Source organism: Polynucleobacter hirudinilacicola (assembly GCF_002192535.1).
Lineage (GTDB): Bacteria > Pseudomonadota > Gammaproteobacteria > Burkholderiales > Burkholderiaceae > Polynucleobacter > Polynucleobacter hirudinilacicola.
This window is the reverse complement of record NZ_NAIA01000003.1, coordinates 37,608-49,999: the sequence shown is the minus strand read 5'-3', so window position 1 is coordinate 49,999 and position 12,392 is coordinate 37,608. Positions and strand designations below refer to the sequence as shown.

Annotated in this window: 10 protein-coding genes; all 10 read left to right on the top strand. The window is 44.5% G+C overall.

Translation table 11 applies throughout. The features are described from left to right. Positions 1 to 3 precede the first annotated feature (3 nt). The 10 genes from B6A14_RS04400 to B6A14_RS04355 all read left to right on the top strand — a co-directional run bounded on the left by B6A14_RS04400 (position 4) and on the right by B6A14_RS04355 (position 12,355). Entirely contained in the window at positions 4 to 1,368 is a 1,365-nt protein-coding gene (locus B6A14_RS04400; protein ID WP_087909257.1) for a UDP-glucose dehydrogenase family protein, read from the top strand. 20 nt (positions 1,369 to 1,388) lie between these two features. Then, positions 1,389 to 2,318 (top strand): D-glycero-beta-D-manno-heptose-7-phosphate kinase, encoded by a 930-nt coding sequence (gene rfaE1, locus B6A14_RS04395; RefSeq protein ID WP_087909256.1) that lies wholly within the window; start codon positions 1,389 to 1,391, stop codon positions 2,316 to 2,318. Further along, complete coding sequence (rfaD, locus tag B6A14_RS04390) at positions 2,315 to 3,334, top strand: ADP-glyceromanno-heptose 6-epimerase (RefSeq protein WP_087909255.1); 1,020 nt, start codon at positions 2,315 to 2,317, stop codon at positions 3,332 to 3,334. The genes rfaE1 and rfaD overlap by 4 nt, the downstream gene beginning before the upstream one ends. A 115-nt stretch (positions 3,335 to 3,449) precedes the next feature. Then, positions 3,450 to 6,575 carry a CHAT domain-containing protein gene (locus B6A14_RS04385; RefSeq protein WP_087909254.1) on the top strand — a complete coding sequence of 1,042 codons (3,126 nt, stop codon included), beginning with the start codon at positions 3,450 to 3,452 and terminating at the stop codon, positions 6,573 to 6,575. A gap of 58 nt (positions 6,576 to 6,633) precedes the next feature. After that, positions 6,634 to 9,795 (top strand): CHAT domain-containing protein, encoded by a 3,162-nt coding sequence (locus tag B6A14_RS04380; protein ID WP_087909253.1) that lies wholly within the window; start codon positions 6,634 to 6,636, stop codon positions 9,793 to 9,795. 44 nt (positions 9,796 to 9,839) lie between these two features. Continuing rightward, on the top strand, positions 9,840 to 10,277 hold the full coding sequence (locus tag B6A14_RS04375; protein ID WP_087909252.1) for a hypothetical protein: 438 nt from the start codon (positions 9,840 to 9,842) through the stop codon (positions 10,275 to 10,277). Then, positions 10,274 to 10,753: a hypothetical protein gene (locus tag B6A14_RS04370; protein WP_129560407.1), complete on the top strand. Its 480-nt coding sequence runs from the start codon at positions 10,274 to 10,276 to the stop codon at positions 10,751 to 10,753. Before B6A14_RS04375 ends, B6A14_RS04370 begins: the two co-directional genes overlap by 4 nt. Continuing rightward, on the top strand, positions 10,725 to 11,066 hold the full coding sequence (locus B6A14_RS04365; RefSeq protein ID WP_087909250.1) for a hypothetical protein: 342 nt from the start codon (positions 10,725 to 10,727) through the stop codon (positions 11,064 to 11,066). The genes B6A14_RS04370 and B6A14_RS04365 overlap by 29 nt, the downstream gene beginning before the upstream one ends. Further along, positions 11,056 to 11,793 carry an alpha/beta hydrolase gene (locus B6A14_RS04360; RefSeq protein WP_087909249.1) on the top strand — a complete coding sequence of 246 codons (738 nt, stop codon included), beginning with the start codon at positions 11,056 to 11,058 and terminating at the stop codon, positions 11,791 to 11,793. The genes B6A14_RS04365 and B6A14_RS04360 overlap by 11 nt, the downstream gene beginning before the upstream one ends. Positions 11,794 to 11,926: 133 nt before the next feature. After that, entirely contained in the window at positions 11,927 to 12,355 is a 429-nt protein-coding gene (locus tag B6A14_RS04355) for a ComEA family DNA-binding protein (protein ID WP_087909248.1), read from the top strand. Positions 12,356 to 12,392: the final 37 nt, after the last annotated feature.

Genomic DNA, 12,392 nt, shown 5'->3' with positions numbered 1-12,392 from the left:
CGTTTGAAAGTCACCATCATCGGCAGCGGTTACGTAGGTTTAGTTACCGGCGCTTGCTTAGCTGAGCAGGGTAATAACGTTTTCTGCTTAGATCTAGATCCTAAAAAAATTGATATTTTGAATTCTGGCGGCGTTCCTATTTATGAGCCGGGTTTGAAAGAAATGATTGAGCGCAATCGTGCCGCAGGTAGATTGCAGTTCTCTACGGATATTGCCGCATCTGTTGCCCATGGAGATATTCAATTTATTGCAGTAGGCACACCTCCCGATGAGGATGGCTCTGCTGATCTCCAATATGTTGTTGCTGCCGCTCGTAATATTGGACGTCATGCGACTACCCCCAAAGTCATTGTTGATAAATCAACCGTGCCAGTAGGCACTGCAGATAAGGTATCTGCTGCCATCAAAGAGGAGCTAGAAAAAAGAGGGCAGCCGGCTGACTTATGTTCGGTAGTTTCTAATCCAGAGTTTTTAAAAGAAGGTGCAGCAGTAGAAGACTTTATGCGCCCTGACCGGATCGTCATTGGTACAGAAAATACGCCAGCAGGCTTGCGTGCTAAAGAACAGATGCGCAAGCTCTATGCACCATTTAATCGTCACCATGAACGTACTTATTACATGGATGTGAAGAGTGCAGAGTTAACCAAGTATGCGGCAAATGCTATGTTAGCTACCCGCATCTCTTTTATGAATGAGTTGGCAAACTTGGCAGATTTAGTTGGCGCAGATATTGAAGCCGTGCGTCAAGGTATTGGTTCTGACTCACGCATTGGTTATGGGTTCTTATACTCGGGAACTGGTTACGGTGGTTCTTGTTTTCCAAAGGATGTCTCGGCTCTTTCTAAAACGGCTAGGGAGCATGGCAGGGATCTCAAGATTCTGGACGCTGTAGAAGCGGTCAACGAACTCCAGAAATACATCTTGGTTGAGAAGATCGAAAAGCGCTTTGGACAAGATCTTCAGGGTATGAAGTTTGCGCTCTGGGGATTGGCCTTTAAGCCCAATACCGACGATATGCGTGAAGCTCCAAGCCGCGTGATTATTCAAGAGTTAGTAAAGCGTGGTGCCTCAGTAGTTGCTCACGATCCGGTGGCCATGAAAGAAGCCCAGCATTATCTAGAGATAGACTTCAAGGGCAATCCAGAGGGCCTTCAGAAAGTCTCTATGGTGGATAACCCAATGGCAGCTTTAGATTGCTGCGATGCTCTAGTGATTGTGACCGAATGGAAAGCTTTCCGCAGTCCAGATTTTGAGCAAGTGATGCAAAAACTGACACGTCCAATCATTTTTGATGGCCGTAATCTCTATGAACCAAGTGCTATGCAAGAATTGGGTATTGAGTACTACGGTATTGGGCGACATAATTAAGCAAATATAAATATAGTCCTATGGAAAAAGCAAACCGAGACCAGTTTTCTAAAACCCGTTTACTAGTGGTTGGCGATGTCATGCTTGATCGCTACTGGTTTGGCGATACCAATCGGATTTCTCCTGAGGCTCCTGTTCCGGTAGTGCAGGTTGGCAAGATCGATGAGCGTTTAGGCGGTGCAGCTAACGTAGCTCGTAACGTTGCCGCATTAGGCGCTAATACAACTATTCTCGGTATTGTTGGTAATGATGAGCCTGGCAAGCGGGTTGTCGATTTACTGAAATCAGGTGGCGTTGATAGTCAGCTAGAAATTGATGCAGATGTGCCAACAATTGTGAAGTTGCGTGTGATTGCACGTCAACAACAATTAATTCGACTTGACTTTGAAGAGACTCCAAGTGAAAAGGCTTTGGCTCATAAATTAGAGCGTTTTGAAAAATTGGTTGGCAATGCTGATGTCGTGATTTTGTCTGATTACGGTAAGGGTGCCTTAGGCCAGGTAGCTCATATGATTGAGCAAGCAAGAGCACAAAATAAAGTGATCTTGGTTGATCCAAAGGGCGAGGATTATGAAAAGTATCGCGGTGCTACTGTCTTAACCCCTAATCGGAGTGAGTTACGTCAGGTGGTCGGGAAGTGGGCTAGCGAAGAAGATCTCACAAATAAAGCTCAAGCTCTCAGAAAGTCATTAGATCTTCAGGCATTGCTACTGACCCGCTCAGAGGAGGGTATGAGTTTATATACCGAGGCTGGTGTTAGCCACGTCAAAGCGCAGGCACGCGAGGTGTTTGATGTATCTGGCGCTGGTGATACCGTGATTGCAACCCTAGCAGTTGCTTTAGCTGCTAAATGGCCTTTGGAGAAAGCAATGGCTTTGGCAAATCGTGCTGGTGGTATTGTGGTTGGTAAGCTTGGAACTGCAACTGTTACTTCAGAGGAGCTACAGTGACTATTATCGTAACTGGCGCCGCTGGTTTCATTGGTGCAAATATTGTTCAAGCGCTCAATGCGCGTGGCGAAAAAAATATTATTGCGGTTGATGATCTTCGACCCGCCGATAAGTATCGTAATCTTGCTGATCTCGACATCATGGACTACCTGGATAAAGATGAGTTCTTGGAGGCATTTAGAAGTGGTAAGTTTGGCAAGGTAAAGGCAGTTTTTCATGAGGGCGCTTGCTCTGACACCATGGAGACTGATGGCATTTTTATGATGGCGAACAACTATCGCTACACCATGGATTTGCTCGATATTTGTACTGCCCAAAAAGTACAGCTCTTATATGCTTCATCAGCAGCTACCTATGGTGGCTCTGATGTTTTTGTAGAGAGCCGTGAGCATGAGAAGCCGCTCAACATTTATGGCTACTCTAAGTTCTTATTTGATCAAGTCATGCGTAAGCGTTTTGCAGAAAAAGCAAACACTGCTCAGGTGGTTGGGTTCCGATATTTCAATGTATATGGTCCTCGCGAATCTCATAAAGGCCGTATGGCATCGGTAGCTTTTCATCAATATCACCAGTACAAGGCAAATGGCCATGTAAAACTCTTTGGAGAGTACGGTGGTTATGGTCCGGGTGAGCAAAGCCGTGACTTTGTTTCTGTTGAAGATGTTGTGAAGGTAAACCTCTACTTCTTAGATCATCCAGAAATCAGCGGCATCTTCAATTTAGGTAGTGGTCGTGCACAACCCTTTAATGATGTTGCTCACGCCGTAGCTAATGCAATGCGTAAGCTTGATAAAGCCAAGCCAGCAACATTGCAGGAATTAGTAAAAGAAAAAGCCATTGAGTACATTCCATTCCCAGATGCACTTAGAGGTAAGTACCAGTGCTTTACTCAAGCTGACCTCACCAAACTTCGTGATGCAGGCTACACAGAGCCCTTCCTAGATGTTGAGCAAGGTGTAGGTCGCTATATTGAGTGGTTAGAGGCGAATTCAGGGTTCTTAGCTAATCCCCTTTAGGCTATAAAAAGCATCTTTTATAGAGGCTAATTTTAAAGAATAGTTAGGCATCCCCTCCAGGAGATCCCACTCTATTTGTGAGCTAATATATCCTTATAAATTCTATGGGATTTCTATGCTAAAGCGCTCAATCATTGCCACATTCATGCTGTGCTGCAGTATTTATGCGCCATTATCTTTTTCGGTCATTTCAAAAGGTGATGTAGATGTTGGAAGCATGAAGGCGCCCCCACGCGATATTAAAGATATTTTAAGAACGCTCCAGGCAACTAAACCAAACTTAGTGCTCCAACAAAAAGCCCAAAAGATTATTGAATCTTCAAAGCCTAGTGTAAGTGATTCCGACAAATTAAGTTATTACTATTATCGCAAGGCAAAAGCTTATGAAGTTCTTGGCGATGATAGACAAGCCTTAGAAAATATTAAAAAGGTAGTGAATGATTATCCAAATGCAAATGTTATATTCAGCGTAGAGGATTTGCGTTTTTATGGGACTTTGGAAAGTTCCTTAGGTAACGTAGTTCAGGCAAATGAAATATTTAAGCAGGCACAAGCGAAGGCTTCTGATGGTTGGCTCTTAAGTACATATGAAGACATTGGAAAAAATTGCCTTTTACTCGGTGATTTTGACTGTGCTAACAAATCACTGGCGCAAATGGAGCTCTTTAGGTCCGGTAAAAATCCAAATCGGGTATTGGCTCGGCTTAACTGGGACTCCAAGATTGAGCGATTGAAAGCCAGAATTTTTCTAGACGAGGGAAAATTTACTGATGCTGAAATTTCACTAAAACGTGCAGAAAATTACATAAATGAGATCGCACAAACAAATAAGAATCGTGGTTTTGAGGTTCTGGATCTAGAGGAGCGAGCGACAGAAGAGGCGGCATTCAGCTCAGCTGGAGCTTTTTATACCCTAATCACTATTAAAGATAATTTAGCGAAAAGCTATCTAGGCCAAAAAAGACTGATCGATGCTGAGTTAAAGGCTAGAGATGCGCTATCTTTAGCTCTTGATAGAAGCGGTCCAAATTCTAGGTACACAGCTACTGCTTTAATGACGCTAGCGCAAATAGTTTCAGAGCAGGGTCGTAATGCAGAAGCAGTGCTGCTAGCAGAAGCAGCTTTAAAGGCCACTTTAGAGTCAGGCGTTGGAAAAGGTTCAATCGCCTTGGCCGAGGCAAGGAAGCTATTGGCCTCAGCATATGTAACTGATGGAAGCTATATCCAGGCCGACAAAGTTTTTTCCGAGATGGTTGAGGGTATCAAAAGTGATCCGCAATTAGCAGGTCGTTATCAAACGGATAATTTAGATTGGGCATACGCATTAATTAAAACTGGTAAAGCATCTCAAGCAGCTAATATGACATCGGCCATGTTAGCAAGGGATGGAACACGCTTGGGCGATGATTCTGCACGTCTTGCTATGATTCGCGCTTTTAATGCAGCCGCACTTCAAGCAAGCGGCCAAGGTACCCAAGCGCTCCCTGAATTCAAAAAAGCGATTCCTATACTGATAGACCAGGCAAGAAATGATTTAGAAGCATCAGTTGAGTCTGTAAGACAGGTTCAGCAATTGACGTTTGTGCTAGAGGGCTACCTGGCTTCTCTCAGCCAGCAAGCTAAGACAGACGCTTCGGGGGTCTCAGCAGCAATTGCGTTTCAAGTTGCTGATTTAGCAAAAGGTAGCGGTGTGCAAAAGGCTTTGACTGCATCAGCAGCGCGTGCCAACATCTCCGATTCTCAGCTTGCCGGACTGGCGCGTCGTGAGCAAGATTTGCAACAGAGAATTAAAAGTCTTTCTGGTTTGCTAGTTGATTTACTTGCAGCGCCCCCAGATCAACAACTCCCTGCAGTGCAGGCTAAAATTCGAGCTGACATCACTGCTTTTAAAGCTCAGCGCGATGATCTTAAAAAAGAGATTGAGAAAAAGTTTCCTGACTATGCAGAGTTAGTTGAGCCTAAACCTGCCTCAGTTGAGCGAACACAAAAAGTGCTTAAGCCGGATGAAGTTTTGATCTCTTGGTATTTTGCCGACAATGCTGGATATGTTTGGGCCATTACAAAAGATAGGCCTGCGCAATTTGCACAACTCGCGATCGGTCGCACACAAATGGCCAAAGAGGTGACTCAGTTACGCAAAGCACTTGATCCTGGCGTGGCTACGATTGATGAGATTCCTCCCTTTGATGTAGTGCTCGCTAATCAACTCTATCAACAGGTGCTCGCTCCGGTGCAAAGTGCTTTTGTTGGAAAAAAAGTGATGCTCACTGTCCCTCATGCTGAGTTAGGTCAGCTACCTTTATCTCTGTTGGTGACCAAGCCAACTGCCCAACCCGCCAGGGGTGGGGCAACACCATTTGTTGGATACAAGACCGTTCCTTGGTTAACGAGAGAAATTGCTGTTGCTCAAGTCCCCTCCGTCACTGCCTTGACTGCGCTGCGTTCGTTGCCAGTAGGCAACCCTAATCGCAAGAACTTTATTGGTTTTGGAGATCCTTACTTTAGCGCTCAGCAAGAAAAACAAGCGGATAAGCAAGCTAAGGCAACGCAATTAGCAACGCGCGGTGTACCACTCAATTTACGCAGCGCCCCTAAGACCTCTGGTGTCAGCTCTGCTGAGTTAGCACTCCTGCCTCGTCTGCCAGATACTAGTCTTGAGTTGGAGGAGATTGGTAAGGCGATTGGCGCTGGTGATGGCGATATCTTCCTGCATCAAAAGGCTTCGGTGAAACAAGTGATGTCAACAGACCTCTCTAATCGTAAGGTAGTGATGTTTGCTACCCATGGCTTAGTACCAGGAGAGCTTAATGGCTTGACTCAGCCCGCACTCGCTTTGTCCTCCCCAGAGGTAACCGGTGACCAGGATGATGGTTTATTGACAATGGATAAAGTCCTTACCCTAAAGTTAGACGCTGACTGGGTAGTGCTCTCTGCATGCAATACCGCCGCTGGTGAGGGGGCTGGTTCTGAGGCAGTCTCAGGTCTTGGCAGAGCCTTCTTCTTTGCTGGTGCTAAAGCACTCTTAGTATCAAACTGGCCAGTAGATTCAGTTGCCTCTCGATCTTTAATGACAGACCTCTTTAAAAGTCAGCAAAAAGCTCAGGGAACTAGTAAAGCTGAGCTCCTAAGACAGGCAATGCTCAATCAAATTGATCAAGGCGGCATGAAGGAAGGCGGTAACATGAAGTACGCTTATGCTCACCCCTTGTTCTGGGCCCCTTTTGTAGTGGTTGGCGATTGAGCGGTTCTATTTTTCAAAGTTCCGCTAATATATCCCTTATAAAAACTAGGGAAATCCTATGCGCAGGCACACTGTAATCCCTTCATTCTTGATTGGCTGTGGAATTTTGTTGTTCTCAGTCACCGCCTTGGCTACAACTATCAAGGAAGAGGTGGATATTGAGAGTATTAAAGCTCCACCTAGAGATATTAAAGACATCCTCAAACTGGTGGAGCAAACCAAACCAGACTTAGCGATTGTTGAACGTGCGCAAAAAGTAGTGGCAGTGCCTTTGCCTACCTCACAAGATAACGAAGTCCTGAATCATTTTTATACTAGGCGATCAGCAGCCTTTGAAGACCTAGGAAATACTGGCGAGGCTCTGAAAAACTTAGAGATAGCAGTAAACAAGTATCCATCCACAAATTCTCGCTTGTACTTAAATGATCTGATTAATTTAAGCGTTCTGGAAAATTCTGTTGGCAAGCAGTCTGTCGCTATATCTCTTATTCGAAAAGCTCAAGCACATCAATTGTCAGCCTTACCCAATCTGAGTGGTTTTCAGATGACCATGGGTAGATTGCTAATTACATATTATGTAAATTCAGGAAACTTTGAAGCAGCAAAAAAAGAGCTAGAGATCATGGATGCCACTCTCAGTAGCCTGAAAAGGTCTCGAGGTTATATGGAGTTTGGTTCAAATTGGGAGGTGGCCTATGAGAGTGCTCGCGGAATTTATTTTTCAGGACAGGGGCAATGGTTAGAGAGTGAGCGATCTCTGAGAAAGACTCTGTATTTACTAGAGCTGCAGTATCAAAAAGTTAAAAATAGTTCATCAAAAATTGATGTGGTTGGAGATGAGGTAAGGTCTGCTACTGATGCCTCTAATAATCCACGGGTTTATGTCACGCAGATCTCCAACCGTGAATTAAATTTAGCCAACGTCTTGCTACGACAGCGAAAATTAATTGATGCCGAATACTATGCTCGAAAATCAATCACCCTTTCTTTATCCAGCTTTGGTTCAAATTCAATCGAAGTTGCTCGTGGTCTAAGAAGTCTGGCTACCATCGTCAATGAGCAAGGAAGATATGCTGAGGCCGTTCTTCTATCTAAGTTAGCTGTGAGTACCGTTAAGGCTGCTGGTGCAACAGGCGCTAATAGCACACTAGCCCTAGCCCAGCGATCATTAGGTTCTGCGCTGGTAGCGGACGGAAAATATGCTGAGGCCAATCAAGTTTTTGAGGAGATGGCTACTGGCATTAAAACAGACCCAGAGATTGCAAAAAGCTATCAATTTGGGGATCTAGATTGGGTTTTAGCAATGCTTAAGACTGGTAAGTCTAACCAAGCCAATGAGATGGTAACAGGCATGCTTCAGAGGCAGGAGCTTAGCGCCGATAAAAATTCTCCTCGATTGGCTATGATTCGGGCATTTGATGCAGCAAGTTTGCAAGCTGAAAATAAATGGTCTGAGGCAGATGCTGCATTTAAGTTATCCATGCCTATCTTGATCGATCAAGCTCGCAACGATGCAGAGAATGACACCACAAGTATTAAGCAACAACAACGCATGACCTTTCTATTGGAGAGCTATTTAGCCTCATTAGCAAATACGGCAAAAACTGATCCAACTCAAACAGCAACTGCTGCAGCACAGGCTTTCCAGATTGCTGATATTGCCAGGGGAAGTGGCGTTCAGAGGGCTCTGACTGCCAGCGCTGCTCGAGCAAGTATCAAGGATCCGCAATTAGCTGTTCTAGCGCGGCAGGAGCAGGACTTACAAAGACGCATTAATACGCTCTCAGAATTATTAACGGGCTTACGTTCAGCATCTCCTGATCAGCAATTGCCTGCAGTTCAAGGAAAGATTCGGTCAGATATAGAGGCATTTAAATTACAGCGTGAAGCGCTTAAAAAAGAGATTGAGAAAAAGTTTCCTGACTATGCGGAGCTGGTTGAGCCTAAGCCTGCTTCAATTGAGCGAACCCAGCGGCTATTGAAGGCTGATGAGGTACTTGTATCGTGGTATTTTTCTGAAAACACCGGCTATGTTTGGGCGATCAGTAAGCAAGGAGCGCAGTTTTCACAACTATCAATTGGCCGTAAGCAAATGGCTAAGGAAGTAGCGCAATTGCGAAAAGCGCTCGATCCTGGTGTATCAACAATTGATGAAATACCTCCTTTTGATGTTGCATTAGCGTTTAAGCTGTATCAGGAAATTTTGGCGCCAGTAGAGGCGGGCTTTAAAGGCAAAAAAGTCATGTTAGTTGTACCTCATGCAGAGCTGGGTCAGTTACCAATATCGTTGCTAGTTACTCGTGCAACAAATCAGCCAGCAAAAGGTGGCGCAATTGCTTTCGCTGGCTATAAGTCAGTTCCATGGCTTACGAGAGATATCGCAGTTGCTCAGGTACCTTCTGTAACTGCTCTCACGGCTTTAAGAACTCTTCCTGAGGGTAATCCTAATCGAAAGAATTTCGTTGGTTTCGGTGACCCCTACTTCAGTAGCGCTCAGGAAAAAAGTGCTCAAAAAAGTCCCTCAACACAGCTTGCTACAAGAGGTATGCCTTTGAAATTAAGAAGTGCACCTAAGACTTCTGGAGTAAGTTCAGCAGAGTTAGCCCTGCTCCCGCGTTTACCTGACACTAGTTTAGAAATCGAAGAAATTGCTAAAGTAGTTGGCGCTCAGCCTAGTGATATCTTTTTGCATAAGCAAGCTAGCGTGAGGCAGGTAACTTCAATGGATTTATCAGACCGCAAAGTCGTCATGTTCTCTACGCATGGCTTAGTGCCTGGAGAGCTTAATGGCTTAACTCAACCTGCGCTAGCACTATCGTCTCCTGATGTCACGGGTGATAAAGATGACGGCCTTCTGACTATGGATAAGGTAATTGCGTTAAAGTTAGACGCTGACTGGGTAGTGCTCTCTGCATGCAATACCGCCGCTGGTGAGGGGGCTGGTTCTGAGGCAGTCTCAGGTCTTGGCAGAGCCTTCTTCTTTGCTGGTGCTAAAGCACTCTTAGTATCAAACTGGCCAGTAGATTCAGTTGCCTCTCGATCTTTAATGACAGACCTCTTTAAAAGTCAGCAAAAAGCTCAGGGAACTAGCAAGGCTGAGCTCCTAAGACAGGCAATGCTCAATCAAATTGATCAAGGCGGCATGAAGGAAGGCGGTAACATGAAGTACGCTTATGCTCACCCCTTGTTCTGGGCCCCTTTTGTAGTGGTTGGTGATTGAATTTATAACTAAAGAACTTGTATTTTTAACTATTTGAGGTTTTCATGAAATTAGCCAAGGTATTACTAATCACTTCACTAATGATTGCCACGCAGGTGGCAATTTCTGCTCCTTTAATTACTAGTAAAGAGGCAGCCCTTCCACCAGCTGCCGGCACTTTAGCTACCCGTGGAATCTCTCGTGGCCCTGCGATTAAATTGACATCACCTGAGGCCGATACGCCGGTAGCCGCTCCATTTGATTTCAAAGTGAACTTTGAGCCACGTGGCGATGCAAAGATTGATCCTAGTTCTGTGAAAGTGGTTTACATGAAGTCGCCCTTTGTTGATCTCACCCCGCGCCTTAAAAATGCAATCTCAGCAAATGGTATTGATTTTGCTAAAGCAGAAGTTCCTCCAGGAACGCACACAATACGGGTCACTGTTAAAGACTCTGAAGGTCGCGAGACTAATTCAGTATTAAATTTAGTAGTGAATAAATGATGAATTGCCCATATTGCCTTTCAGAGGTTTCTAAAGAAGCTTACGTCTGCAAAACCTGTAGTCGCGACCTCTATTTATTTAAGCCAATGATGGCGAAGGTTGCAGATCTGGAGGGGCAATTAGCAGCAGTACCAAGCCCAGAGCTTTATGAGCTCAGAATAGCTGAGCTAGAACAGTTATTAGATGAGCAAAATCAAAAGCTGGAAAAAAGGTCTTCATTACAGTGGATATCAGATATTGCTTTATATCTCATCATCCCATTACTACTGTTACTCACAGCACATTGGTTGATTGTGGTGGTGTATGACACCAAGATGCTCTATCTGCGTATTATTTCAATGGTCCTACCACTGCCATTTGCTTATGCATTATTTAATAAGAGCGCATATAAATTATTTCCTTGGTTTATTGGGGTAATTTTTTTGGTCGATCTCCTCAGTCATTGGTATGAGTTGGATTACGAGCCTGGTAGATAAAACGCCTGTATTGCCCCAGAATCTCTTTGAATGGAAAGAGGTATTAGAGTATTCCGTCAGCATTGCGTTTAGTTTCTTAACGGGCATGCTGCTGGGTAGAGTTTCATACTTGGCTAAGCAAAGAGCCAGAAGAGCTGGTCTTGTAAATTCGATGATGAAAGTTGCATCATTAAATTTAAAAGATGGTGGAGCATCTATAAAAAATGTACATGGCTTAATGAAAACCTTGCAAGAGTATGGTGGAACGGTTGTTGCATTGGGCACTACCGCTGTATCGATTTATACTGGTCTTAAGGGAATCATTGGTAACTAGATTTTTATTGGCATGGTGTCTATGTCAAATTAGCATTGCCGCCCATGGGCAGGTATTTGATGTCCCGCATCAACAGGATGCCCCTACACGTACACTTTTGGTGGATGCTAAAAATCCAAAAGCCCTAGTTCTGTTATTTCCAGGTGGCGGGGGCATGCTACGTCTGAAAGATGACGGCACGACTAGAAATCGTCACACCTTTGTCCGTTCAATTGACCTCTGGGCACAATATCAGATTGATGCTGTCCTAGTCGACACTCCATATGACTTAGGCGACCTAAAAAGGGGTGATCGCAGAGATCAAGAAGATCACCTCAAAAGAGTGGGTGAAGTGCTTAGTTTTTATAAAAGTAAAACTGGCTTGCCGATTTGGATTTTTGGTCATAGCATGGGGACATCTACCGCTACATATTATGCAAATCAAGTAAAGACAAACTCACTAGCCGGAATTATTATTGCGGGGACGGTACGAACCGCCAGATTGAGTGACGACCCTCAGTTCCCCGTTTTGGCAATTCATCATATCAATGATCAGTGTGCTGGTACACCTCTTTCCGCCTCCGAATACATTATTTCATCAAGACCTAAAAACTATATTTCTCAGCTAGAGATTATTGAAGGTGGTATCAGTGAAGGTAATGTTTGTGATTCTTTTGGATACCATGGCTTTAATCAAACTGAGCCAGAGCTAGTCAGGCGTGCTGCCAAATTTATTCTGAGCCAATAAATAGCACACTATCAGACTTTACTGATTACTGCGTCTACTCAAGTTTTAAGTCAACTATACTCATAGCCATTCGTTGTAAACGATCCACGCGCACTTTGTGTTCGTGGATTTTTTATTTACTACTGGAGAACTTATGAGTCGATATTTGAATATTGGTGTTGTAACTGATTTAGTGAGATCTGCTGCACTTGCTGCAGTATTGACTGTTTCTGCCCTTGGCGTTACTAATGCATCCCCAATCAATGTGAATACTGCTACCCAATCAGAGTTAGAGAGCATTAAAGGTATTGGGCCCTCTAAGGCAAAAACCATCATTAATGAGCGTTTGGATGGCGGCCACTTTCAAGATGCCAATGACTTACAGAAACGAGTCCGCGGCATTGGGATGAGATCCGTCGAAAAGATGGTGGATAACGGTTTAATAATTGAGGCTCCCGGCTCTTTTCGGGAGCCAAATGGTAGAACTCAGAAGGAGGGTGGCCCCTCTGGCAGACGTCATTCTCGTAATCAAAATAGTCATCGCCATCAGCCGGAGCGTGCGGGAGCAGGTCGCAGAAATTAAACCCTTTCGCGTGTAGGTGGGCTTATGGCTAAAATGG

What these genes read in the sequence shown, in the direction of transcription:
- B6A14_RS04380 (WP_087909253.1), top strand. Translation starts at nt 6,634, where the DNA reads ATGCGCAGGCACACTGTAATCCCTTCATTCTTGATTGGCTGTGGAATT.
- B6A14_RS04355 (WP_087909248.1), top strand. Translation starts at nt 11,927, where the DNA reads ATGAGTCGATATTTGAATATTGGTGTTGTAACTGATTTAGTGAGATCT.
- B6A14_RS04365 (WP_087909250.1), top strand. Translation starts at nt 10,725, where the DNA reads ATGAGTTGGATTACGAGCCTGGTAGATAAAACGCCTGTATTGCCCCAG.
- B6A14_RS04375 (WP_087909252.1), top strand. Translation starts at nt 9,840, where the DNA reads ATGAAATTAGCCAAGGTATTACTAATCACTTCACTAATGATTGCCACG.
- rfaE1 (WP_087909256.1), top strand. Translation starts at nt 1,389, where the DNA reads ATGGAAAAAGCAAACCGAGACCAGTTTTCTAAAACCCGTTTACTAGTG.
- B6A14_RS04385 (WP_087909254.1), top strand. Translation starts at nt 3,450, where the DNA reads ATGCTAAAGCGCTCAATCATTGCCACATTCATGCTGTGCTGCAGTATT.
- B6A14_RS04370 (WP_129560407.1), top strand. Translation starts at nt 10,274, where the DNA reads ATGATGAATTGCCCATATTGCCTTTCAGAGGTTTCTAAAGAAGCTTAC.